Here is a 23,708-nt window from a genome sequence, read left to right on the forward strand (position 1 = left end):
AGCTTGCTCGCGATACAGGCGCCTCGGTTCCAGAGAGGCCGCGTTGTTTTTATCGCGGGCAAGCCTTGCTCCCACAGATGTCCGCTCCTTGCCACAAATGTTATTGGCAACTTTATGTGCATGAGGCTTTAGATGTCCCAGGCTGAAAAAATCATCATCACCGGCGCTCCATTGCGTTGGCAGGACGTCGTCGCTGTCGCCCGCTTCGGCGCTGTGCTCGAGTTGTCGACCCAGACCTGGGCGCGGATCGACAATGCCCAGGCCATCGTCCAGCGCATCGTCGCAAGCGGCGAGCGCGCCTATGGCGTCAACACCGGCCTGGGGGCCTTGTGCAATGTCTCGCTCAAGGACGAACAACTCAGCCAGCTGTCGCGCAACACCCTGCTCAGCCATGCCTGTGGCGTCGGCCCGGTGCTTTGCGATGAGCAGACCCGGGCGATTATCTGCGCCGCCATTCTCAACTACAGCCACGGCAAATCCGGCATCCATCGCCGAGTGGTCGAGGCGTTGCTGGCGCTGCTCAATCGCGGTATCACGCCGCAAGTGCCGTCCCAGGGGTCGGTGGGTTACCTGACCCACATGGCCCACATCGGCATCGCACTGCTGGGTGTCGGCCAGGTCAGCTACCGCGGACAAATAGTCCCGGCGCAACAGGCCTTGGCGGCAGAGGGTTTGCAACCGGTGCAACTGGGGGCCAAGGACGGTTTGTGCCTGGTCAACGGCACGCCGTGCATGACCGGCCTGAGCTGCCTGGCCCTGGCCGATGCGACGCGCCTGGTGCAATGGGCCGACGTGATCGGCGCCATGAGCTTCGAGGCCCAGCGCGGCCAGATTGCCGCGTTCGACGCCGACGTCATTGCCCTCAAGCCGCACCCGGGCATGCAGCAGGTCGGCGTGAATTTGCGGGCATTGCTCGACGGCAGCGAGGTCATCGCCGCGAGCCTGGGCATCCGTACCCAGGACGCCTTGAGCATCCGTTCGATTCCCCAGGTGCATGGCGCCGCTCGCGATCAGTTGGCCCACGCCCGGCAACAGATCGAAACCGAACTCAACGCGGTCACCGATAATCCGCTGCTGCTGGGTACGCCGGAGAATTTCCGGGTCATGTCCCAGGCCAATCCCCACGGCCAGTCGATGGCGTTGGCGGCGGACCTGTTGGCGATTGCCATGGCAGAGATCGGTTCCATCGCCGAGCGTCGCCTCGACCGCTTGATCAACCCCCACGTCAGCGGCCTGCCAGCCTTCCTGGTGGCCAACCCCGGCGTGAACTCGGGGATGATGATTGTGCAATATGTCGCCGCGTCGCTGTGCGCGGAGAACAAGCAACTGGCGCAACCGGCGGTGCTGGACAACTTCGTCACCTCCGGTTTGCAGGAAGATCACCTGAGCATGGGCACCAACGCGGCCCTGAAGCTGCACCGGGCGCTGGAAAACTGCACGCAGATCCTCGCCATCGAATACCTGTTGGCGGCTCAGGCCTTTGAGTTTCTCAAGGCCCAGCGCTTCGGCGCCGGCACCGACATCGCCTGGAAGCTGCTGCGCGAGCGCGTACCGGCCTACGACCAGGACCGCTGGCTGGCGCCGGACATCGCCAGTGCTGCGGCGCTGCTTAAAGATCCAACCGTGCTGCACGATGCTTTACCGAATTTGAATTGATCAAAAAACCGCCGGCGTGCCAAGGCATCCATCGCCCAAAAGGCGAGGGTGACGGATAACGGAACATTCCGGAGCGACTGGCGGGTGAAAAAACAAAACTCTCAAAAGGAGCAATACATGACTGCCTTAAACCTGATTCCCGGCCAATTGAGCTTGGCTCAATTGCGTGACATCTATCAGCAACCCGTGACCCTCAGCCTCGACGCCAGCGCGTCGGCGCAGATCGAAGCCAGCGTCGCCTGTGTCGAGCAGATCCTGGCCGAGAACCGTACTGCGTACGGCATCAACACCGGTTTCGGCCTGCTGGCTTCGACCCGCATCGCCAGCGAAGACCTGGAGAACCTGCAGCGCTCCCTGGTGCTGTCCCATGCCGCCGGTGTGGGCGAGCCGATCAGCGATGCGCTGGTGCGGTTGGTCATGGTGCTCAAGGTCAACAGTCTGAGCCGGGGTTTTTCGGGCATTCGCCGGCAGGTGATCGATGCGCTGATTGCGCTGATCAATGCCGAGGTCTATCCGCACATTCCGCTGAAAGGTTCGGTCGGTGCTTCCGGCGACCTGGCACCGCTGGCCCACATGTCCCTGGTGCTGCTGGGTGAAGGCAAGGCCCGCTACAAAGGCGAATGGCTGCCGGCTGTCGATGCCCTGAAAGTCGCTGGCCTCGCGCCGCTGACCCTGGCTGCCAAAGAAGGCCTGGCGCTGCTCAACGGCACCCAGGTGTCCACCGCGTTTGCCCTGCGTGGCCTGTTCGAAGGCGAAGACCTGTTTGCCGGCGCCCTGGCCCTGGGCAGCCTGACGGTGGAAGCGGTGCTCGGCTCGCGTTCGCCATTCGATGCGCGCATCCATGCCGCGCGCGGCCAGAAAGGCCAGATCGATGCCGCCGCCGCTTACCGCGATCTGCTGGGCGAGCGCAGCGAAGTCTCCGATTCGCACCAGAACTGCGACAAGGTCCAGGACCCGTACTCCCTGCGCTGCCAGCCGCAAGTGATGGGCGCCTGCCTGACTCAGTTCCGCCAGGCCGCCGAGGTGCTGGTGATCGAGGCCAACGCGGTGTCGGATAACCCGCTGGTGTTCGCCGCCGAGGGTGACGTGATTTCCGGTGGCAACTTCCACGCCGAACCGGTGGCGATGGCCGCCGACAACATGGCCCTGGCGATTGCCGAAATCGGCTCCCTGAGCGAGCGTCGTATCTCGTTGATGATGGACAAGCACATGTCGCAACTGCCGCCGTTCCTGGTGGCCAATGGCGGGGTGAACTCCGGCTTCATGATCGCCCAGGTCACCGCTGCCGCCCTGGCCAGCGAAAACAAGGCACTGTCCCATCCCCATTCGGTGGACAGCCTGCCGACCTCGGCCAACCAGGAAGACCACGTCTCCATGGCCCCGGCTGCTGGCAAGCGCCTGTGGGAAATGGCCGAAAATACCCGTGGGATTCTGGCGGTGGAATGGCTCGCGGCGTGCCAGGGGCTGGACCTGCGCGGCGGTTTGAAGACCTCCGCCAAACTGGAGCAGGCCAGGGCACTGCTGCGTGCAGAAGTACCGTTTTATGAGAAGGACCGGTTCTTTGCGCCGGACATCAATGCGGCTACTGAATTGTTGGCCAGTCGTTGCCTGAATGAGCTGGTCACGGCGCAGTTGTTGCCGAGCCTGTAAGGGCCTCATCGCGAGCAAGCTCGCTCCCCACAGGGGTAGGGGTTGAACATTCATTTGGGATACACCCTGGCCCTTGTGGGAGCGAGCCTGCTCGCGAATCGATTTTGAATGAGACGAGGAGACTCGGGATGAAAACCCTCTGGCAAAACTGCCACGCCGCCACCATGGCCCAGGGCGTCTACTCGATCATCGAAGACGCGGCCATTGTCACCCAGGGCGAGCACATTCACTGGATCGGTCCGCGTGCCGAACTGCCGACGGGTGACTATCCAGCGGTCAACGACCTCAAGGGCGCCTGGGTCACGCCGGGGTTGATCGATTGCCACACCCACACGGTGTTTGGCGGCAACCGCAGCGGTGAGTTCGAACAGCGCCTGCAAGGCGTCAGCTACGCCGAGATCGCGGCGGCCGGCGGTGGCATCGCCAGCACCGTGCGCGCCACCCGCGCCGCCAGTGAAGACGAGCTGTTCGCCAGTGCCGCCAAGCGCCTGCAGAGTCTGATGCACGACGGCGTGACCACAGTGGAAATCAAGTCCGGCTACGGCCTCGACCTGGCCAGCGAACGCAAGATCCTGCGAGTCATCCGTCGCCTTGGCGCCGAGTTGCCGGTCAGCGTACGCAGCACCTGCCTGGCGGCCCACGCCTTGCCGCCGGAATACAAAGATCGCGCCGATGACTACATCGAACACATCTGCACCGAGATGCTGCCGGCCCTGGCGGCCCGAGGGGCTGGTGGATGCGGTGGATGCCTTTTGCGAATACCTGGCGTTTTCCCCGGCCCAGGTCGAGCGCGTGTTCATCGCCGCACAACAACTGGGGCTGCCGGTAAAGCTGCACGCCGAACAACTGTCGTCGCTGCACGGTTCCAGCCTGGCGGCGCGTTACCAGGCGCTGTCGGCCGATCACCTGGAGTTCATGACCGAGGACGATGCCAAGGCCATGGCCGAGTCCGGCACCGTGGCAGTGTTGCTGCCGGGGGCGTTTTATTTCCTGCGCGAAACTCAACTGCCGCCTATGGATGCCCTGCGTAAGCACGGGGTGAAAATCGCCGTGGCCAGCGACCTCAACCCCGGCACCTCGCCGGCATTGTCATTGCGCTTGATGTTGAACATGGCCTGCACCTGTTTCCGCATCACCCCGGAAGAAGCCCTTGGCGGGGGCGACGATTCATGCGGCCCAGGCCTTGGGCATGGCTGACACCCACGGTTCGCTGGAAGTCGGCAAAGTCGCGGACTTTGTCGCCTGGCACATCGACCGCCCGGCCGACCTGGCGTACTGGCTCGGTGGCGATCTGGAAAAACGCGTCGTGCGTCACGGCGTGGAAATCGATTGAGGAGAACGGTTGTGGAGAAGGTCCTGAATTTCAAGCAAGGGCGTGTGCCGCTGTTGGTCAGCATGCCCCACGCCGGCCTGCGCCTGACGCCGGCGGTACAGGCCGGGTTGATTCCCGAAGCCCAGAGCCTGCCGGACACCGACTGGCACATTCCCAAGCTCTATGAATTCGCCAATGAGTTGGGCGCCAGCACCCTGGCCGCGGAGTACTCGAGGTTCGTCGTCGACCTGAATCGCCCCTCCGATGACAAACCGATGTACGTCGGCGCCACCACTGGGTTGTACCCGGCGACGCTGTTCGATGGCGTGCCGTTGTTTCGCGAAGGGCTGGAACCGTCGGCCGAGGAACGGGCGACGTATCTGCAACAGGTCTGGATGCCGTACCACCAAGCACTGCAGCAGGAACTGGCACGGCTCAAGGCCGAGTTCGGCTATGCCTTGCTGTTCGATGCCCACTCGATTCGCTCGATGATCCCGCACCTGTTCGACGGCAAACTGCCGGACTTCAACCTCGGAACGTTCAACGGTGCCAGTTGCGATCCGACCTTGGCCAGTAAACTCGAAGCCATCTGCGCCCGCCATGGTCAGTTCACCCACGTGCTCAACGGGCGTTTCAAGGGTGGCCACATCACGCGGCACTATGGCAACCCGGCCGAAGACATCCATGCGGTGCAACTGGAACTGTGCCAGAGCACCTACATGGAAGAGTTCGAACCGTTCAACTACCGCCCGGATCTGGCGGCGCCGACCCAGGTGGTGCTCAGGGAATTGCTGGAAGGTTTGTTGGCGTGGGGGCAGCAGGCTTACAAGAAATAAAGGCCTACCAATACTCCTGGAGCGAGGGGACTTACCTGTGGGAGCAAAGCTTGCTCGCGATACAGGCGCCTCGGTTTCAGGGGAACCGCGGTGTCTTCATCGCGGGCAAGCCTTGCTCCCACAGATCCTCTCGCTACAGGTTTGTGTTGTTCTTGAGCCTCGGGCGGAAACTGTCGCCACCGTGCAAAACCGCGTCGCCACAGTTCACCTTCGCCCCCTCAACGCTGCGTAATGTTCCGGTCACGGTGCGCCAAGACACCGACCTACAATAATCCGCTGCCGCACGAGACCTCCCCCGATGAAAAGACTGTTCAAAGGCTGTCTGTCGATCCTCTGCGGTACCGCTATCTTGAGCACCGGCGCGATGGCCGCCGAGCCTGCGTCCTGCCAGACCGTGCGCATGGGCGTGGTCAACTGGACCGATGTGATCGCCACCAGCGGCATGGCCGATGTGCTGCTCACCGGACTGGGCTACGACAGCAAGCAGACCAGCGCCGTGCAACAGATCATCTTCGCCGGCATCCGCGACAAGCGGCTCGACATCTTCCTGGGGTATTGGAAGCCGGCGATGGACAAGAACATCGCGCCGTTCCTGGCGGCCAACCAGGTGAAGGTGCTGGACAAACCAAGCCTGGCCGACGCCCAGGCTACATTGGCCGTACCGGATTACGTGGCGGCGGCGGGGCTCAAGACCTTTGCCGACATCGCCCGGTTCAAGGATCAGCTCGGCGGCAAGATCTACGGCATCGAGCCGGGCAGCGGCGCCAACACCACCATCAAGACCCTGATTGAAACCAACCACTTCGGCCTCAAGGACTTCAAACTGATCGAGTCCGGTGAAGCGGGGATGCTGGCGGCGGTGCAGCGGGCGGTGAACCGCAAGGAGTTCGTGGTCTTCGTCGGCTGGACCCCGCACCCGATGAACATCAATATGAATATCACGTACCTGACTGGCAGCGAGGACGTCTACGGCCCGAACGAAGGCGCCGCGACCGTGTCCACCGTAACAGCCCCGGACTATGCACAGCGGTGCCCGAATGTGAACCGGCTGTTGGAAAACCTCACCTTCACCGCTGCCCAGGAGAGTCAGTTGATGGTGCCGATCATGGCGCGCAAGACACCCCAGGATGTCGCCCGGCAATGGCTGCGCGAGCATCCCGAGGATTTGCAGCGCTGGCTGGCTGGCGTCACGAGCTTTGATGGCAAGGATGGCGTAGCGGCGGTGCAGGCCAGTCTCAAAAAATGACCTACCTAGCTGCGGCGGGGTGATTTATCTGTGGTGGAATGATTTATCTGTGGGAGCAAGGCTTGCCCGCGATAGCGATGTGTCAGCCGAAATAACGATTGGATGTACCACTGCCATCGCGGGCAAGCCTTGCTCCCACATTTTAATAGGTGGTGTTCATCATGGCCTCATATCCACTCTCTAAACAGATATCAGCCTTCATCGACCAGACCCTGAGCTTCACCAGCCCGGACGACAGCCTCGCCGGTTCGCGCCAGGCCTACAGCCGAATGTGCCGGGCGTTCAGTCCCCCATGTCCGCCGACGCTGGCCATCGAGGATTTCGAGCTGGCCGGCGTGGCGGTGCGGGCCTATTACCCGCAGCGCGCGGCACCGATTGCCGGCTGGCCATGCCTTCTTTACCTGCACGGTGGCGGTTGGGTGGTGGGGGACCTGGACTCCCATGACTTCATCTGCATGGCGCTGGCGGCTGAGCTGGGCGCGTTGGTGGTGGCGGTGGATTACCGGCTGGCCCCGGAACATCCATTTCCGGCCGGTTTCGAAGATTGCCTCGCAGTGTGGCGTCACCTGACGGACGCCCCGTTTGCCATCGACCCGCGTCGTCGGCTGGTGGTTGGTGACAGTGCCGGCGGCAATCTCGCCGCCGCGTTATGCCTGGCCTTGCGCGACGCTGGACAACCATTACCCCGGGCCCAGGTCTTGATTTATCCGGCGCTCGGCGGCCCCGCGGATCTGCCCTCGCGCCACGAGTGCTTCGATGCCCCACTCCTGAGCAGCCGCGACCTGGCACGTTATGAGGCGCTGTACCTGGGTGGCGCTCGGCCCTCGCCCTATGCCATGCCGCTACTTGCCGCCGACTTGAGCGGCTTGCCGCCAGCCCTGGTCGCCGTCGCGCAATGGGACCCGCTGCGCGACGATGGCGTCCGTTACAGCGAGCGGCTGAACGCCGCAGGAGGCGACGCCGTGCTGTATCTCGGCAAAGGGTTGGTCCACGGTTGCCTGCGTGGCCGGGGCCAGGTGCCAGAGGTCGATCGGATGTATCGCACGCTGTTGGCGTACCTGGCTGACATGCTTTGACTGCGCAGGGGGCATGCTCATTAAGGTCATTCGGGTTTATGATGCCGAACGGCAGACTAAATAGAAGTCCCTACAGGGATGACTCGACCCCTTACGGAGCGCGCAATGCAGACTTTGTACCCGCAGATCAAACCCCATGCCCGGCACGATCTGGCTGTCGATGACACCCACACGCTCTATGTCGATGAAAGCGGTTCCCCGGAAGGCCTGCCAGTGGTGTTCATTCACGGCGGCCCGGGTGCCGGCTGCGATGCGCAGAGCCGTCGTTACTTCGATCCGAACCTGTACCGCATCGTCACCTTCGACCAGCGCGGGTGCGGTCGGTCCACCCCCCACGCCAGCCTGGAAAACAACACCACCTGGGATCTGGTCGAAGACCTGGAGCGCATCCGCAAGCACCTGGGCATCGAGAAATGGGTGCTGTTCGGCGGTTCCTGGGGTTCGACCCTGGCCCTGGCGTATGCCCAGACCCATCCGGAGCGGGTGCATGGCCTGATCCTGCGTGGGATCTTTCTCTGCCGTCCGCAGGAAATCGAGTGGTTCTATCAGGCTGGCGCCAGTCGCCTGTTTCCCGACTACTGGCAGGACTACATCGCACCGATCCCGTTGGACGAGCGCGATGACCTGCTCAGCGCTTTCCACAAACGCCTGACCGGCAACGACCAGATCGCCCAGATGCACGCGGCCAAGGCCTGGTCCACCTGGGAAGGTCGCACCGCGACCCTGCGTCCGAACCCGCTGGTGGTCGATCGCTTCTCCGAGCCGCAACGGGCGCTGTCCATCGCCCGGATCGAATGCCACTACTTCACCAACAACGCCTTCCTCGAACCCAACCAGTTGATTCGCGACATGGGCAAGATCGCCCATTTGCCGGGCGTCATCGTGCACGGCCGCTACGACGTCATCTGCCCATTGGACAATGCCTGGGAGCTACATCAGAACTGGCCCAACAGCGAGCTGCAGGTGATCCGCGACGCCGGTCACGCCGCTTCGGAGCCGGGGATTACCGATGCACTGGTGCGCGCCGCCGCGCAAATGGCCCGGCGCCTGCTTGATCTGCCGCCCGAAGAAGCATGAAGGGGCTGTTGCAACGGGTGCGTGGCGCCCGGGTCGAAGTGGCGGGCGAGATCGTCGGGGCCGTGGACCAGGGCTTGCTGGTGTTGGTGGCCGTTGAGCCCGGGGATACCCGGGCCAGCGCCGACAAACTCCTGCACAAACTGCTTAACTATCGAGTGTTCAGCGACGCCGAGGGCAAGATGAACCTGTCCTTGGTGGATGTCGGTGGTGGGTTGCTGCTGGTGTCGCAGTTCACCTTGGCGGCCGACACCAAAAGCGGCTTGCGCCCGAGTTTTTCCACGGCCGCGCCACCGGCCTTGGGCGAAGAGTTGTTCAACTATTTGCTGACCCAGGCGAAACAGGTGCATGGCACTGTGGCATCAGGTAGATTCGGCGCCGACATGCAGGTTCATCTGGTCAATGATGGCCCGGTAACCTTCCTGTTACAGTCCTGAAAGCGTTTGAAACATCTTTTCGGTTCTGTTTCGAGGTCAAACAGGGAGTTTTCTCGATAAATACTTTGCTACCCCTGATGCGTTGTCACGCGGCCTACTAGATAATCGCGCGCTACGGGGGATCAGCGTTCGCTGATCCATTTGACTTAGGTAGAGAGTTGTCCTGGACCGTTTGGGGAATCATTTTGCCCCGTCGGAGTCGGAACAATGCTCGCCAACTTGGCAAGAGTGGTCCGCAGGAACGGTTTTTCAGCACCGTTACCGTGCAGATACTTTATCTGGCCGTTGGTTTTTTGATCAGTTTTCGGCGAGGGTTGCTCGTGATTGTTAGTCCCTGTAATGCACCAAAAATGACTGCCAAACGGTTGAGAAGCGCCCTGGTAACGGGCTCGGCCCTGTTGTGCCTGTTCGGCGCGGGCCAACTGTGGGCATTCAGCCTGGATGATGTATCGGCGAAGGCACAAGAATTGGCCGGGCAGAAGTTCGAAGCCCCGCGCAGCAATTTGCCGAACGAATTCCGCGAAATGAAATTCGCCGATTATCAGAAAATCCGTTTCCGCACCGAAAAAGCTGAATGGGCCGACCAGAAGACCCCGTTCCGGCTGTCCTTCTATCACCAGGGCATGCATTTCGACACGCCGGTGAAGATCAACGAAATCACCGCGACCACCGTCGACGAGATCAAGTACGACCCGACACGTTTCGATTTCGGTGATGTGAAGTTCGATCCCAAGGCTACCGAACAGTTGGGCTACGCCGGTTTCCGCGTGTTGTACCCGATCAACAAGGCCGACAAGCAAGACGAAATCATGACCATGCTGGGCGCGAGTTATTTCCGCGTTATCGGCAAGGGCCAGGTCTACGGCTTGTCCGCGCGTGGCATGGCCATCGACACCGCGCTGCCATCCGGTGAGGAATTCCCGCGCTTTCGCGAGTTCTGGATCCAGCGTCCGAAACCGACCGACAAGCACTTGGTGATCTTCGCCCTGCTGGATTCGCCACGGGCCACTGGCGCCTATCGCCTGACCGTGCGTCCGGGCACCGACACCGTCGTCGACGTGAAATCACGCGTATTCCTGCGTGATCGCGTCAACAAACTGGGCATCGCTCCGTTGACCAGCATGTTCCTGTTCGGCGCCAACCAGCCGTCCAAGGTGCTGAACTACCGTCGTGAACTCCACGATTCCAGCGGCCTGTCCATCCATGCCGGCAACGGCGAGTGGATCTGGCGTCCGCTGAACAACCCGAAACACCTGGCCGTGAGCAACTTCTCGGTAGAAAACCCGCGTGGTTTCGGCCTGCTGCAACGGGGTCGTGACTTCAGCCACTACGAAGACCTGGATGACCGTTACGAAAAACGTCCAAGCGCCTGGATCGAACCGAAAGGCGATTGGGGTAAAGGTACTGTCGATCTGGTTGAAATCCCGACCGCCGACGAAACCAACGACAACATCGTTGCGTTCTGGAGCCCGGAAAAGCTGCCTGAGCCAGGCCAGCCGCTGGACTTCGCCTACCGTCTGCACTGGACCCTCGACGAAGCCAACCTACACTCGCCGGACAGCGCCTGGGTCAAACAGACCCTGCGTTCCACCGGTGACGTGAAGCAGTCCAACCTGATCCGTCAACCGGACGGCAGTGTGGCCTACCTGGTGGATTTCGAGGGGCCGTCCCTGCAAGCGCTGCCTGAAGACGCCGAGGTGCGTAGCCAGGTGAGCGTGGGCGACAACGGCGAGATCGTCGAGAACAGCGTGCGCTACAACCCTGATACCAAAGGCTGGCGCCTGACGCTGCGCCTGAAGATCAAGGACCCGAGCAAAGCGACCGAGATGCGTGCCGCATTGGTCAGGCCGCTGGTTCCTGTCGAGTTGCCAGCCAGCGGGCATTCCGTGACCACACTGGCCAAGGCCGACAAGGTCGCCAAGCAGCAGAGCGAAAAAGAGAAAGCCAACGAGCAAGCCGGCGAGCAGAAAGAAGCCAAGGCCGTCAAGGCGTCCGCCGCCGCCGCCGAGCCGACCCCAACCCCACAGGAACCGGAACAGACTGAACAAGTCCTGACCGAGACCTGGAGCTACCAGTTGCCTGCCGATGAGTAATACGTCCGTACAACCAGAATCTCTCAGTGAGTATCTGGCCCATTTGCCGATGACCGACGAGCAGCGCGCCGAGCTGGCGGGCTGCTCGTCATTCAGCGAGTTGCACAAGCGCCTGGCTTCTTCGACATTCGACGCACCCAACGAGGCGGCTCAAGCCTCGGTGGGCCGTCGCCTGACGCTGAGCACCGCCGAGGAACTCGAGGACGCCGAAATGCTGGCCCTCGATGCCAACGGCCGGGTGTGCTTGAAGGCGACTCCGCCGATTCGCCGGACCAAGGTCGTGCCGGAACCGTGGCGCACCAATATCCTGGTGCGCGGTTGGCGGCGCCTGACCGGGCGTACCAACCCGCCGAAGCCGCCCAAGGATGAGCGCGTGCTGCCCCATGCACGCTGGCGTACCGTGGGTTCGATCCGCCGCTACATCCTGCTGATCCTGATGCTCGGCCAGACCATCGTGGCTGGTTGGTACATGAAAGGCATCATGCCGTACCAGGGCTGGTCGCTGGTGGACCTGGACGAAGTCCTGCACCAACCGTTGCTGCAGACGGCTACGCAAGTGCTGCCGTATGCGTTGCAAACCAGCATCCTGATTCTGTTCGGGATCCTGTTCTGCTGGGTGTCGGCGGGTTTCTGGACGGCGCTGATGGGCTTTCTCGAATTGCTCACCGGCCATGACAAATACCGCATTTCCGGCGCCAGCGCCGGCAACGAGCCGATTCCCAAGGACGCCCGCACCGCGTTGGTGATGCCAATCTGTAACGAAGACGTGCCGCGGGTATTCGCCGGTTTGCGCGCGACCTTCGAGTCGGTGGCCGCCACCGGTGACCTGGATCGTTTCGACTTCTTCGTGCTCAGCGACAGTAACGAAACCGACATCTGCGTGGCCGAACAGCAAGCTTGGCTGGATGTCTGTCGTGAAGCCGGGGGCTTCGGCAAGATCTTCTACCGCCGTCGTCGCCGTCGCGTGAAGCGCAAGAGCGGTAACCTCGACGACTTCTGCCGTCGTTGGGGCAGTGATTACAAGTACATGGTCGTGCTCGACGCGGACTCGGTGATGAGCGGCGAATGCCTGACCAGCCTGGTGCGCCTGATGGAAGCCACGCCGGATGCCGGCATCATCCAGACCGCGCCACGGGCTTCGGGCATGGACACGTTGTATGCGCGCATGCAGCAGTTCGCCACGCGGGTGTATGGCCCGTTGTTCACCGCTGGTTTGCACTTCTGGCAGTTGGGCGAATCCCATTATTGGGGTCACAACGCGATCATCCGCATGAAACCGTTCATCGATCACTGCGCCTTGGCGCCGTTGCCGGGTAAAGGTGCGTTCTCGGGCGCGATCCTCTCCCACGACTTCGTCGAAGCCGCGCTGATGCGCCGTGCCGGCTGGGGCGTGTGGATTGCTTATGACCTGCCGGGCAGCTACGAAGAGCTGCCACCGAACCTGCTGGACGAACTCAAGCGTGACCGTCGCTGGTGCCACGGCAACCTGATGAACTTCCGCCTGTTCCTGGTCAAGGGCATGCACCCGGTGCACCGTGCGGTGTTTCTGACCGGCGTGATGTCCTACTTATCGGCGCCGCTGTGGTTCTTCTTCCTGGTGCTGTCCACCGCGCTGCTGGCGGTGAACACGCTGATGGAGCCGCAGTACTTCCTCGAGCCACGCCAGCTGTATCCGCTGTGGCCGCAATGGCATCCAGAAAAAGCCATCGCGCTGTTCTCGACGACCATCGTGCTGCTGTTCCTGCCCAAGCTCTTGAGCATCGTCCTGATCTGGGCCAAAGGCGCGAAGGAATTCGGTGGCAAGTTCAAGGTGACCATGTCGATGCTGCTGGAGATGCTGTTCTCCATGCTGCTGGCGCCGGTGCGGATGATCTTCCACACTCGTTTCGTCCTTGCCGCTTTCCTGGGCTGGGCCGCGACCTGGAACTCGCCGAAACGTGACGACGACTCCACGCCATGGAGCGAAGCGGTCAAGCGCCACGGCCCACAAACCTTACTGGGCTTCTTCTGGGCTTTGCTGGTGATCTGGCTGAACCCAAGCTTCCTCTGGTGGCTGGTGCCGATCGTTGGTTCGCTGATGCTGTCGATCCCGGTGTCGGTTATCTCCAGCCGCGTGGGCCTGGGCTTGAAGTCCCGTGACGAAAGCCTGTTCCTGATTCCCGAGGAATACGCACCGCCGCAGGAACTGTTGTCGACGGACCAGTACACCCATGAGAACCGTTGGCATGCACTGAACGACGGTTTCATCCGGGCAGTGGTCGATCCACAACAGAACGCCTTGGCGTATGCGCTGGCCACCTCGCGTCACGGCCAGGCCGAGCCGATTGAATGGCTGCGGGTCGAGCGTGTTCGGCACGCCCTGAAGGTCGGCCCTGCCGGTCTCAGCAATGCCGAGCGCCTGGCCCTGCTGAGCGACCCGGTGGCCTTGTCTCGCCTGCACGAGCAGGTCTGGAGCGAGGCACATCCAGAGTGGCTGGCGGCGTGGCGTGAGTCGGTCAAGGCCGACCCTCATGCACCGTTGCTGCCGCTACAGCCGGTGAGCGTTCAGCCTCAAGTTGCATGACGAAGAGCCCCGCTAACTAGCGGGGCTTTTTGTTTGTGTGCGCCATTCATAGGGTCATTGCTAACGGGAATTTCTTCGGATATCCAAAGCTTTTAGCGTAAACCTGAACTCGCCCTGATCAAATATTCTCCTTCGTTCGTTAAAACCTGAATTTCGTGGAGTCGTCGAGGAAACAGGTGAGGAGACTAGAGATTCTCGGGGGGCGGTAGGTATTGATGAATGGCTAGGGCGTTTGGCAATAAGATAGTGACCAGGGCGGCGTGGGTTCAATGGATTCAGAGCTCGGGGCAGTTGAGCTCGTTTATGCAGCAAAATTCGGGGCAGTTGAGCTCGTTTATGCAGCAAAGCACCAAAACCACTCACCATGCCAATCGCCGCCAGCGCCACCAGGGCGATCAGGAGCGGGTCATTGACGGGTGATTCAGGATGATGCGCCTCCATTCGGTTCAGCACTATATAGCTGACGGTCCCTGCGAAGGCGCTGCTGGCCGCCACTACTTTGGTGGTGCGCCCGAATTTGGCGCCAGCGACAAATGGAAGCCGTCGTGCCAGCGCTTTAGGAGCAAGAAACGGAAGTACATAGCTCCCGCCGAACTCCATCAGCCCATTTGCAAACCACAGCAACCCGTGCGGAATCCGTCCCGTGGGAACCGTACGATTAATGGGGTCTCCCTGGCAATATGCATAACAGTTCAGTCCTCCGTCCCCAAAGGGGCTCAAGCTGTCAGGGCTGTTAAAACGCATCAGAACAGGATTGAACGCACGGTGCCCATTTCCCAGCAAGTAGTAACCCGTGATTGTATCGTTCCTTTCGCCGTTGAAAGCCAGAAGACTGCTCAGGCCCCCTTGAGCGGTGCGATGACCGTAAGGCGTATAGATTGAGGTGCCGTCGCTGCTCTGCAGCACCGAGCGATGCTTGTCGGTCAGCAGGCGTGACGTACGCGGGTTGTTCCCTCTGTAGTTTTCCGCCAGCAAGACATCCATGGTCTGAAAAACCTGATACTGAATGGATCCTTGGATTTCTGTAGCGAGCCGATCTAATAGATAGAACCGGTCACACCGGGGTTGGTTGGTAGGCACGTAGCTGACCAGAAGATCGAGAGCATCGTATCGATATTGAATTAATAGTCTGTCAGAAGTGTTCGACATCGATCGTTTTCCAGGAAACAGACAATTAACTCAGTCTCGGCCGGAATGGAAATGTTGTCTACTATCAGAACTGATAGGTTTTTGAGAGTGCTCAGCGTGGGAGATGGCAGGTCAAGCGCTTTCACTGAAAGGTGACAGATTGTAACATTTTTAATGTCCACCCTATGCTTGCCAAAGGCATACAAATTATTACTGTGAGATATTTTGAAATGCGGGATAAGTTATTGGGTGTGTTGCGAGTAGGTACGCTAGTAGGCATGTCGTGGTAACAATACTTTAGCCTATAAAGTCGATGGTTTGTCGAATATCTACGTTACAAAATTTCCTGTCGTAAGTATCAGCTTTGTCTGTCGGTTAAGCGTGGGAAATATCTAGATAACTAGTTGTGGGTATATCAACTTTACATGCAGGTGCCTGGTTATTAAGGTTTGGTTCGTCATGGAAGGCAGTCTTGGATCAAGGTCGAACTAAATATAAAATTAGCCGATTGGAAACCCGATGAGCCTTATGCCTGATTACCAAAGCCAGAGCCTGACTGAACATGAAGTTTTTGGATTGTCGGCAAAATATAATCTTGCCGATGGTCATAGTTACATTTCCGCGATAGCGCATTTTAGAGGTGTGTTGTCTGAGTTGCCTGACTTATGGGGTTCGGCGGCCGAGACGCCTATTCCGCAAATGGAAATGGCTTTCAAAGATGTTTTTGCAGATTATTTCGCGCTTCCTGGTTTAAAAAAACACCAGCATTTTTCGATCTGCCCTACCGCATCAAACAGCATAGACATAGTGGGAGCGTGGGCGCGATCAAAGCAGTTGAAAATAGGCCTTGTCGAACCCACATTTGACAACCTCGCCCAGTTACTTCGGCGTAGGGAAGTCGAGCTTGAAGCTGTTCCAGAAAGCATGTTTTCGGACCTGTGTTTGCTAGAAAGGTTTATTCAGAACAAAAAACTTGACGCTTTGTTCATGGTCAATCCCAATAACCCGACAGGTTTCGTCATTGATGCAGCCATGATGAAAAATATTGTGGTGCTATGCTGTCGGCTCAATATAATTTTAATCCTCGATACCTCTTTTCGGTTCTGCCATAAAACCGCTATCGACGAGTATGCACTCCTGGTTGAAAAGGGCGCGTCATTTATCGTGCTGGAGGATACCGGTAAGCAATGGCCAACGTTGGATGCCAAGGCCAGTCTGCTGTCATATAGCAAAAATTTGGCACAGGAAATCAGAGCCATCTACGAAGAAGTTTATCTTTGCTGTTCCAATTTTGTACTGAGGGTGATCATTGCATTTATTGAGGCGACTCTAAAAAGAGGGGGGCTCACTTATGTGCATTCGATTATTACCAAAAATGCAGAAATAGTCCGATCCCAGCTCGTAGGAACACAGGTTTGTGTTGATTCGCCACATTCGCATTCGGGCATGACAGTCATGTGGCTTGACATAAAACGAACTGGGCTATCGGACCTTGAATTAACTAATTATCTTGCAACTTATGATGTGGCCGTGTTGCCGGGGAGGTATTTCTATTGGAATAGTCATGAGGTTGCAGGGCACGACCGTATAAGAATTGCGCTTTTGAAACCTGATGACCAATTCGAGTTTTCGCTCTCTCGCTTGAGACAAGCCCTACTCGAGCTTGAATCGGCCAAAGATTACAATGATTCTGTAGAGATGATTTCGCAATGAGAAAGCTCCTGGTAACTGGGGATTTTGATATTGACAAGGCGGTATTCCCAGACAGTATTGAACTCATTCACATTAGACGTCCTATTGATGAGCGGCAAATTTTAGAGGTATTACCCGATGTGCACGACTATATTTTGGGTGGGCCGGAATACCTGTCTGCGGAGCTGATTGAAGCCGCCACTCGGTTAGAGAATATAGTTGTGATGGGAACAGGTACCTCCAGTTTTGTGGACGTGCAGTGTGTTACCGATAAAGGCATAAAATTAGCCAATACGCCCAACCTAAACGTGCAGGCGGTGGCTGAGTTTACGTTGGCAATGATTCTCCTCTGTTCGGCAAGGGTTTTTGAAAGCGCTGAAAGTGTAAGGGCGGGTAACGCTTGGATACAGACGCCCAGGCGATCATTGTTGAATCTTAAAGTTGGCTTTGTTGGCATGGGATCGATTGCGGGAGAGGTGGCATATCAGCTTCATATGCGTGGATCTGAAAATATGTGCTATTGGTCCCGGAATCGAAAGGAGTCTCTGGAAAAGTCATTGGGCCTGCAATATACCTCACTCGGTGATCTGGTTAACACCGTTGATGTTTTATGTATTCATCTTAGTGGTTGTGCCGAAACCTTCAATCTTATCGATGAATCTGTATTGGCCCGCGCGTCAACGGAGCTGATGATATTGAACTTGTCCAACCCAAAAATTATCTGCCCGCGTGCGCTCAAGACCTACCTCAATCGCAATACGGATGCATTTTGTTTTATCGATGGCTATTACAGCGAATGGGTGGATAACAAAGGACAACATGATGATCCCTATGGTTTGCTCTCATTGCCCGCAAAAAAGTTAGTGGTTACCTCGCATTTGGCGGCACAGGAGGAAGTAACCGTTAAAAACATTTTCCTTCAGGCTGTGAAAACCCTTCATGGTGTCAGTGGGCGTTAAGATCAATGGGTTTTCATTCGAAAGGTTTATCGAAAAAAATTGGCATGCGCTGTATTGGTTATTGCCTAATCATTGGCCTTTTGGCGTTTGAGTGACAAACGCTCACCTTCTCCAAGAAGGTGAGTGTTCAGTCAAGCATTTGCTTACCTTAGTTCATTGCGGCTGGACTTGGAGCCTAAGTATTGAGCGAACCTAAGTAAATAACCATCCGGGTCTAATACGAGAAAATTGCTTTGACCTTGAAGCAGGTTGTTCTCTTTGTACCAGCATTCTTCTATTGGTTTATGCAGCTCGTATCCCGAACCGATCAATGTTTTCGCTAACGCTCTGACATCGGGGCAATCAATTGAGAGGTTCATTCCGCGTCCATAAGGTTTTTGTAGCGGGCCTACTCGCCACGGTGACTCTTCGTGATCGTCTTGTTCCAGCATTAACTGGCTACCGTGATAGGAGATGAACATGAAGCCGTCGTTCGGTCTTTCATACTCAACGCTGAACCCAATGATCTTGCAATAAAATCTTGAGCTTGCCTTGATGTCGGACACAATCAGTTCAGGTATAAGCTTGTTAAAGGTGACCATAATTCCTCTTCCGTGAAGAATGTTTCGTATAGTTAATGGAGGTGCCATTCTGTCGTGAGCTCTAGAAAAGTCCAATCAATTTTTCTGATGCTTTTGTCATTATTTATGTTGGCTGCGATCGTTTGACGATAATGCCGCAGTTATAAATTATGTCTGAAAGTTAAAGTAGGCCGGTGGCCAAGCAGCGAGGTTATTTAAGGATGATAAATCTGCAGAGACGCATGTCGAACATCACATATTGGTAGAGCAGTGTCTCAGCTCCAATAGGGACTGAAACACTGCTTCATACGTTATGTGTTTGGAGCAACTCGTTAAGCGGCCGTTGGTGACAAAAGCGCCTATGCCTCTAAACTTTGAACCGCCCTACCAGCGTCTGCAAGTGCACGCCTAGCCGGGCCAATTCCGCACTCGAAGCGGCAGTCTCCTCACTGGACGACGCCGTCTGCTCCGAAACATCACGTACATTCAGCACACTACGGTTGATCTCCTCAGCCACAGCGCTCTGCTGCTCGGCCGCAGCGGCGATCTGCTGGTTCATCGACTGGATCGCCGAAACCGTGCGAGTGATGTTCTCCAGCGAGCCCCCCGCGCGGCGGGTCAGTTCGACGCTGTTATCGGTCAGGTTGCGGCTGTTGTCCATGATGGTCGCGACCTGCTGGGTCCCCGATTGCAGGCCGACGATCAGCTCTTCGATTTCTTCGGTGGACTTCTGGGTGCGCTGCGCCAGGCTGCGAACCTCATCGGCGACCACTGCAAAACCACGCCCTGCTTCCCCGGCACGGGCCGCTTCGATGGCGGCGTTGAGGGCCAGCAGGTTGGTTTGCTGGGCTACGGACTTGATCACGTCGAGCACGCTGCCGATCTTGTCGCTTTCACGCTTCAGGTCGCCCATCGCCGCGGTGGAGTTGCCCACTTCGAGGGCCAGGCGTTCGATCTGGGCGATGGCTTCACCGACGACTTTTTCGCCTTCGCGGGCCTGTTGGTCGGCAGCGACGGCGGCTTCGGAGGCTTCCTCGGCGTTGCGGGCGACTTCCTGCACCGTGGCGGTCATTTCATGCATGGCGGTGGCGACCTGATCGGTTTCCACCTTTTGACTGTTGACCCCGGCGCTGGTCTGCTCGGTCACGGCCGAGAGCTGTTCGGCGGCGCTGGCGATTTGCGTGACACCTTCGCCGATGCCACCGATCAATTGCCGCAGGCCCACGGTCATGCTTTGCATGGCGCGTTGCAGTTGGCCCAGTTCGTCGCGACGGTCAGAAGTGAGGTTGTGGGTCAGGTCGCCAGCGGCTACGCGTTCGGCAACCTTCAAGGTGTCGTTGAGTGGGCCGACGATCTGCCGGGTGATGAGCAGCGCTGCAATCACGCCGAACAGCAGGGCCAGCGCAGCCGCTGCGATGAGAACGGTCTTGGCCTGGGCGGTATCGTGGTCTCGCACCGCCGTCTGGGACACGGTGAGCTTCTGACTGGAATCGATCAGTACGTGGCCTTGCTCACTCATGCGCTGCAACGCGGCGCCATTATCGATCTGGGAGTCGCGGAACTGGCTGACCGCCGCGCGATAGACGTTCATCGAGTCGCTGGCCTGCTGAAGACTATCGGCGAACTCCTCGGGTAGCTGGGCCGGCAAGCGTGCCAGCAGTTTCAGGACATCGGTGATTGCATCGATGGCGGGCTGCTGGGCCTCGCTTTTTCCGCTGTAGGTGTAGCCGCGAACCTGATAGCGGGCCTGCTGGATCGCCTTGCTCAGGGCCACCACGTTGTTGAATTGAGTAACGTCGCCGCTTTGCAGCAATGCTTTTTCCACCTCGGCAACGCGGGCCACGGCGTTGTCGGCGCTGGCGCCGAGCTTGCTGCGGGCGTCTTCGCGGCTGACGGTGGCGCTGGTCATCTGGGCGAAGGCACTCTTGTATTCGGCAACGGCGGCCAGCTGTGCATCGATCAACGCCACATCGGCCGGTTGTTCGATCAACTGGCGAGCAGTCTTCAGGCCCTCTTCGAGCTTGCCCAGCAGGTCGTTGACCTGTTGCGGCCCTTTCTCGCCCCGCGTGCTGTTGTAGTCGATGCTGGCCAGATTCAAGTCTTTGCTCAAGTCGTTGAGACTGGCAATGAACCCCAGTTTATCGCCCCGGCTGATGACATTGCCCAGGCCGGACCAACCGGTGAATGCGATCATCAAGGTGAGGAACAGCACCAGGCCGAAGCCTGCACCGAGTTTGCGATTAACGCTTACATTTCCCAGACCCTGGGCAAGCCACCGGAACATGCTGATACTCCCTTGGAGCGCTGAATTGGTTTTATGGGCACTGTATCGGCGGCTTTGACGGGATCTGTAGAAATGAGCTCAGGATTCTCCGAGTGGCTTATTTGTGGCGAAGCAGAGATGCCTTTCAGAACAACCTTGCAAGCAATGCGGTAACCGCGGTCTCGACCCGCAGAATCCGCTCGCCCAGTTGTACCGGTTGCAAGCCGGCCTTGCCCAGTAGGTCGATCTCGTAGGGAATCCAACCGCCTTCGGGGCCGATGGCCAAGGTCACCGGCTCCGTGAGTGCTCGCGGGCAGGGTGGGTGGTTGCCAGGGTGGCCGACCAGTCCGAGGGTGCCGTTGGTGATGGCCGGCAGGCGGTCCTCGACAAAAGGCTTGAAGCGTTTCTCGATAACCACCTCGGGCAACACGCTGTCCCGGGCCTGCTCCAGGCCCAAGATCAGTTGCTCGCGAATGGCCTCGGGTTCGAGGAACGGCGTCTGCCAAAAGCTCTTTTCCACGCGATAGCTGTTGACCAGCACCACCCGCGGCACGCCCATGGTGGCGATGGTCTGGAACACTCGCCGGAGCATTTTCGGGCGCGGCAGCGCCAGCACCAGGGTCAACGGCAACTTGGCCGGCGGCGCCTGGTCGAGGGTCACTTGCAGTTCGGCCTCGCGAGCCTCCAGGCGCAGCACCTGGGCCGAGCCCATCAACCCGCCGATGCGCCCGACCCGCAGGCTGTCACCGACGGCACTGCGATGGACTTCCTGCATGTGGGTCAACCGGCGATCGCTCAGGATCACGCGGTCAGGCCCAATGAAGTCGGCCTCTTCGAGCAGCAGCAGGTTCACGCTTGGGTCGCTGGCGGCTGGTCGTTGTGGTCATCGACCGGCTGGTCCTCGGGTTCTTCTTCCCGGCGCTTGCGCACCAGGCCACCGAACAGGATGCCGATTTCGAACAGCAGCCACATCGGCACGGCCAGCAGGGTCTGGGAGAAAATGTCCGGCGGGGTGAGGATCATGCCGACCACGAAGCAGCCGATGATCACGTAGGGGCGGATCTTCTTCAGGTAGGCGACGTCGACCACGCCGATCCACACCAGCAGCACCACGGCCACGGGGATTTCGAACGCCACGCCGAAGGCGAAGAACAGCGTCATGACGAAATCCAGGTAGCTGCTGATGTCGGTCATCATCTCCACGCCCGCCGGGGTGGCGGCGGCGAAGAACTTGAAGATCAGCGGGAACACCAGGTAATAGGCGAAGGCCATGCCGGTGTAGAACAGCAGGATGCTGGATACCAACAGCGGTACGGCGATGCGTTTTTCATGCTTGTACAGGCCCGGGGCGATGAAACCCCAGATCTGGTGCAGGATCACCGGGATCGCCAGGAACAGCGAGACCATCATCGTCAGCTTCAGTGGCGTCAGGAACGGCGACGACACGTCGGTGGCGATCATCGTCGCGCCTACCGGCAGGTACTGGCGCAGCGGCGTGGAGACGAAGGTGTAGATCTGCTGGGTGAAGGAAAACAGCCCGGCGAAGATGATGAAAACCGCCGCGACGCAACGCAGCAGGCGGGTGCGCAACTCGGTGAGGTGCGATACCAGCGGCATCGGCTGGTCGTTTTCAGGGATATCGCTCATGGGGCTCGCGGCGGCAAAGTAGGATCGTTAGGCGCAGGGACAGCGTGGGGCGCTGTATCCGCTGCCGTCGGTGTCACGGGCGCCGGTTCAGCCACCGGCGTGCCACTCTCTGGCGCTTGGGAAGCCACGATCGGCTCGGCCACAGGCTGGACTGGCGTCGGTTCCTGCTGGGTCGGCGTGAAGATTTTCCGCGCTTCCTGCTCCAGGGACAGAATGTGTTCGTTGTGAAGTTGCCGACGGATGTCGTCGGCGCCGATTTCACGTTCAACTTCCTGTTTGATCGCATTGAAGCTGCGCTTCAGGCGCCCGATCCAGAGACCGGCGGTGCGCGCAGCGCCCGGCAGACGCTCGGGGCCCAATACCAGCAGGGCGACGAGGCCGACGAGCAGCAGTTCAGTGAAGCTGATCCCAAACATTAGTCAGTGCTCACGAGTCTTTGCGAATGGGCTCTTCGACTTTCTGGGCCTGCACGTCGATGGTGTTCGGCGCATTCACCGGCTGAGTGGCCTGTGGGTGTACCGGTTGGGTCGGTTGTGCGGGCTGAGCCTGGTTGGTCGTCGGATCGGCCGGTTTCTCGTCATCGTTCATGGCCTTGCGAAAACCCTTGATCGACTCGCCGACATCGGTGCCGAGGTTCTTCAGTTTCTTGGTACCGAACACCAGCACCACGACGACCAGGATGACGACCCAGTGTTTCCAGTCAAAGATACCCATGTGGCTACTCCTCTCAAAAATTGATCAGGCGGACGGGCGCGAGGCTTTCTCGACGTGCCCGGACAGACCGAAGCGACGGTCCAGTTCATCCAGTACGGCCTGCGGATGCTGCCCCAGTTGGGCCAGCATGACCAGGCTGTGGAACCACAGGTCGGCGGTCTCGTAGATCACGTCGCTGCAATCGCCGCTGATGGCGGCGTCCTTGGCGGCGATGATGGTCTCGACCGACTCTTCGCCGACTTTTTCCAGAATCTTGTTCAAGCCCTTGTGGTACAGGCTGGCGACATAGGAACTGTCGGCGGCGGCGCCCTTGCGCTCTTCCAGCACCTGGGCCAGGCGGGTCAGGGTGTCACTCATGGGTATGTCCTGAATAAATGGCATGCGGGTCCTTGAGCACCGGGTCGACGGTTTTCCAGTCGCCGTTCTCGAAGACGCGATAGAAGCAGCTTTGACGGCCGGTGTGGCAGGCAATCTCGCCGACCTGCTCGACCATCAGGATGATGACGTCGCCGTCGCAGTCCAGGCGCATCTCATGCAGGTGCTGCACATGCCCGGACTCTTCACCTTTGCGCCACAGCTTGCCACGAGAACGTGACCAATAGATGGCGCGGTTCTCGGCGGCGGTCAGGGCCAGCGCTTCGCGGTTCATCCAGGCCATCATCAGCACGCGCCCGGTCTTGTGATCCTGGGCGATGGCCGGCACCAGGCCGTCAGCGTCCCACTTGATCTCGTCCTGCCAGTTTTTCATCTTCGACTCCGACCATGGACCGCGCACCTGACGTCGGCGGGCCCAGCGTTGAAA

Annotated in this window: 20 protein-coding genes and 1 pseudogene; 12 read left to right on the top strand and 9 right to left on the bottom strand. The window is 59.1% G+C overall.

What is annotated here, in order from left to right:
• Positions 1 to 132 precede the first annotated feature (132 nt).
• From hutH (PSH84_RS06570) to mdoH, 10 genes and pseudogenes are all read left to right on the top strand, one after another.
• The gene (gene hutH / locus PSH84_RS06570; RefSeq protein ID WP_305482423.1) at positions 133 to 1,656 is read left to right on the top strand and encodes a histidine ammonia-lyase; all 1,524 of its coding nucleotides are present in this window, start codon (positions 133 to 135) and stop codon (positions 1,654 to 1,656) included.
• Positions 1,657 to 1,773: 117 nt separating this feature from the next.
• Positions 1,774 to 3,306 carry a histidine ammonia-lyase gene (hutH, locus tag PSH84_RS06575; protein ID WP_122565272.1) on the top strand — a complete coding sequence of 511 codons (1,533 nt, stop codon included), beginning with the start codon at positions 1,774 to 1,776 and terminating at the stop codon, positions 3,304 to 3,306.
• 128 nt (positions 3,307 to 3,434) lie between these two features.
• A pseudogene (gene hutI / locus PSH84_RS06580) lies at positions 3,435 to 4,639 on the top strand (imidazolonepropionase).
• Between the two features lie 11 nt (positions 4,640 to 4,650).
• Complete coding sequence (gene hutG / locus PSH84_RS06585) at positions 4,651 to 5,454, top strand: N-formylglutamate deformylase (protein WP_305469326.1); 804 nt, start codon at positions 4,651 to 4,653, stop codon at positions 5,452 to 5,454.
• 298 nt (positions 5,455 to 5,752) lie between these two features.
• Complete coding sequence (locus tag PSH84_RS06590) at positions 5,753 to 6,700, top strand: choline ABC transporter substrate-binding protein (RefSeq protein WP_305469328.1); 948 nt, start codon at positions 5,753 to 5,755, stop codon at positions 6,698 to 6,700.
• Between the two features lie 161 nt (positions 6,701 to 6,861).
• Entirely contained in the window at positions 6,862 to 7,776 is a 915-nt protein-coding gene (locus PSH84_RS06595; RefSeq protein ID WP_122565276.1) for an alpha/beta hydrolase, read from the top strand.
• A 105-nt stretch (positions 7,777 to 7,881) separates the two neighbouring features.
• A complete protein-coding gene (pip, locus tag PSH84_RS06600) occupies positions 7,882 to 8,853 on the top strand; it encodes a prolyl aminopeptidase (RefSeq protein ID WP_003196909.1) in 972 nt (323 codons plus the stop codon).
• A complete protein-coding gene (gene dtd, locus PSH84_RS06605; RefSeq protein WP_053117600.1) occupies positions 8,850 to 9,287 on the top strand; it encodes a D-aminoacyl-tRNA deacylase in 438 nt (145 codons plus the stop codon). Before pip ends, dtd begins: the two co-directional genes overlap by 4 nt.
• Positions 9,288 to 9,607: 320 nt before the next feature.
• The gene (locus PSH84_RS06610) at positions 9,608 to 11,380 is read left to right on the top strand and encodes a glucan biosynthesis protein G (protein WP_122565372.1); all 1,773 of its coding nucleotides are present in this window, start codon (positions 9,608 to 9,610) and stop codon (positions 11,378 to 11,380) included.
• Positions 11,373 to 13,943: a glucans biosynthesis glucosyltransferase MdoH gene (mdoH, locus tag PSH84_RS06615; RefSeq protein WP_122565277.1), complete on the top strand. Its 2,571-nt coding sequence runs from the start codon at positions 11,373 to 11,375 to the stop codon at positions 13,941 to 13,943. Before PSH84_RS06610 ends, mdoH begins: the two co-directional genes overlap by 8 nt.
• A gap of 60 nt (positions 13,944 to 14,003) precedes the next feature.
• Here mdoH and PSH84_RS06620 read toward each other — a convergent pair whose 3' ends face one another.
• On the bottom strand, positions 14,004 to 15,092 hold the full coding sequence (locus tag PSH84_RS06620) for an RHS repeat-associated core domain-containing protein (protein WP_305482424.1): 1,089 nt from the start codon (positions 15,090 to 15,092) through the stop codon (positions 14,004 to 14,006).
• Between the two features lie 507 nt (positions 15,093 to 15,599).
• On the opposite strand from PSH84_RS06620, the gene PSH84_RS06625 reads away from it, so the two are divergent.
• Positions 15,600 to 16,784 (top strand): aminotransferase class I/II-fold pyridoxal phosphate-dependent enzyme, encoded by a 1,185-nt coding sequence (locus PSH84_RS06625; RefSeq protein WP_205929584.1) that lies wholly within the window; start codon positions 15,600 to 15,602, stop codon positions 16,782 to 16,784.
• Entirely contained in the window at positions 16,781 to 17,722 is a 942-nt protein-coding gene (locus PSH84_RS06630; RefSeq protein ID WP_305469337.1) for a 2-hydroxyacid dehydrogenase, read from the top strand. Before PSH84_RS06625 ends, PSH84_RS06630 begins: the two co-directional genes overlap by 4 nt.
• A gap of 143 nt (positions 17,723 to 17,865) precedes the next feature.
• On the opposite strand, the gene PSH84_RS06635 is transcribed toward PSH84_RS06630, so the two are convergent.
• The 8 genes from PSH84_RS06635 to hisI form a co-directional block, all read right to left on the bottom strand.
• The gene (locus PSH84_RS06635; RefSeq protein WP_122565281.1) at positions 17,866 to 18,303 is read right to left on the bottom strand and encodes a bleomycin resistance protein; all 438 of its coding nucleotides are present in this window, start codon (positions 18,301 to 18,303) and stop codon (positions 17,866 to 17,868) included.
• Between the two features lie 346 nt (positions 18,304 to 18,649).
• Positions 18,650 to 20,566, bottom strand: coding sequence for a methyl-accepting chemotaxis protein (locus PSH84_RS06640; RefSeq protein WP_122565282.1), 1,917 nt, complete (start codon positions 20,564 to 20,566; stop codon positions 18,650 to 18,652).
• Between the two features lie 124 nt (positions 20,567 to 20,690).
• Positions 20,691 to 21,398, bottom strand: a complete 708-nt coding sequence (locus PSH84_RS06645) for a 16S rRNA (uracil(1498)-N(3))-methyltransferase (RefSeq protein WP_305482425.1) — start codon at positions 21,396 to 21,398, stop codon at positions 20,691 to 20,693.
• Positions 21,395 to 22,192 (bottom strand): twin-arginine translocase subunit TatC, encoded by a 798-nt coding sequence (gene tatC / locus PSH84_RS06650; RefSeq protein ID WP_060739577.1) that lies wholly within the window; start codon positions 22,190 to 22,192, stop codon positions 21,395 to 21,397. Before tatC ends, PSH84_RS06645 begins: the two co-directional genes overlap by 4 nt.
• Complete coding sequence (tatB, locus tag PSH84_RS06655; protein ID WP_122565284.1) at positions 22,189 to 22,608, bottom strand: Sec-independent protein translocase protein TatB; 420 nt, start codon at positions 22,606 to 22,608, stop codon at positions 22,189 to 22,191. The genes tatC and tatB overlap by 4 nt, the downstream gene beginning before the upstream one ends.
• 10 nt (positions 22,609 to 22,618) lie before the next feature.
• Positions 22,619 to 22,906 (bottom strand): twin-arginine translocase TatA/TatE family subunit, encoded by a 288-nt coding sequence (locus PSH84_RS06660; RefSeq protein WP_060739575.1) that lies wholly within the window; start codon positions 22,904 to 22,906, stop codon positions 22,619 to 22,621.
• A 24-nt stretch (positions 22,907 to 22,930) separates the two neighbouring features.
• On the bottom strand, positions 22,931 to 23,263 hold the full coding sequence (locus PSH84_RS06665) for a phosphoribosyl-ATP diphosphatase (protein WP_003186671.1): 333 nt from the start codon (positions 23,261 to 23,263) through the stop codon (positions 22,931 to 22,933).
• The gene (hisI, locus tag PSH84_RS06670) at positions 23,256 to 23,654 is read right to left on the bottom strand and encodes a phosphoribosyl-AMP cyclohydrolase (RefSeq protein WP_003196931.1); all 399 of its coding nucleotides are present in this window, start codon (positions 23,652 to 23,654) and stop codon (positions 23,256 to 23,258) included. Before hisI ends, PSH84_RS06665 begins: the two co-directional genes overlap by 8 nt.
• Positions 23,655 to 23,708 lie beyond the last annotated feature (54 nt).

The sequence above is a fragment of the Pseudomonas beijingensis genome (assembly GCF_030687295.1).
Lineage (GTDB): Bacteria > Pseudomonadota > Gammaproteobacteria > Pseudomonadales > Pseudomonadaceae > Aquipseudomonas > Aquipseudomonas beijingensis.

Coding starts and splice junctions, on each gene's coding strand:
- PSH84_RS06625 (WP_205929584.1), top strand. CDS start 15,600: ATGCCTGATTACCAAAGCCAGAGCCTGACTGAACATGAAGTTTTTGGA.
- PSH84_RS06635 (WP_122565281.1), bottom strand. CDS start 18,303: ATGGTCACCTTTAACAAGCTTATACCTGAACTGATTGTGTCCGACATC.
- PSH84_RS06640 (WP_122565282.1), bottom strand. CDS start 20,566: ATGTTCCGGTGGCTTGCCCAGGGTCTGGGAAATGTAAGCGTTAATCGC.
- PSH84_RS06590 (WP_305469328.1), top strand. CDS start 5,753: ATGAAAAGACTGTTCAAAGGCTGTCTGTCGATCCTCTGCGGTACCGCT.
- PSH84_RS06630 (WP_305469337.1), top strand. CDS start 16,781: ATGAGAAAGCTCCTGGTAACTGGGGATTTTGATATTGACAAGGCGGTA.
- tatC (WP_060739577.1), bottom strand. CDS start 22,192: ATGAGCGATATCCCTGAAAACGACCAGCCGATGCCGCTGGTATCGCAC.
- pip (WP_003196909.1), top strand. CDS start 7,882: ATGCAGACTTTGTACCCGCAGATCAAACCCCATGCCCGGCACGATCTG.
- PSH84_RS06595 (WP_122565276.1), top strand. CDS start 6,862: ATGGCCTCATATCCACTCTCTAAACAGATATCAGCCTTCATCGACCAG.
- PSH84_RS06660 (WP_060739575.1), bottom strand. CDS start 22,906: ATGGGTATCTTTGACTGGAAACACTGGGTCGTCATCCTGGTCGTCGTG.
- hisI (WP_003196931.1), bottom strand. CDS start 23,654: ATGAAAAACTGGCAGGACGAGATCAAGTGGGACGCTGACGGCCTGGTG.
- dtd (WP_053117600.1), top strand. CDS start 8,850: ATGAAGGGGCTGTTGCAACGGGTGCGTGGCGCCCGGGTCGAAGTGGCG.
- PSH84_RS06620 (WP_305482424.1), bottom strand. CDS start 15,092: ATGTCGAACACTTCTGACAGACTATTAATTCAATATCGATACGATGCT.
- PSH84_RS06665 (WP_003186671.1), bottom strand. CDS start 23,263: ATGAGTGACACCCTGACCCGCCTGGCCCAGGTGCTGGAAGAGCGCAAG.
- tatB (WP_122565284.1), bottom strand. CDS start 22,608: ATGTTTGGGATCAGCTTCACTGAACTGCTGCTCGTCGGCCTCGTCGCC.
- hutH (WP_122565272.1), top strand. CDS start 1,774: ATGACTGCCTTAAACCTGATTCCCGGCCAATTGAGCTTGGCTCAATTG.
- mdoH (WP_122565277.1), top strand. CDS start 11,373: ATGAGTAATACGTCCGTACAACCAGAATCTCTCAGTGAGTATCTGGCC.
- hutH (WP_305482423.1), top strand. CDS start 133: ATGTCCCAGGCTGAAAAAATCATCATCACCGGCGCTCCATTGCGTTGG.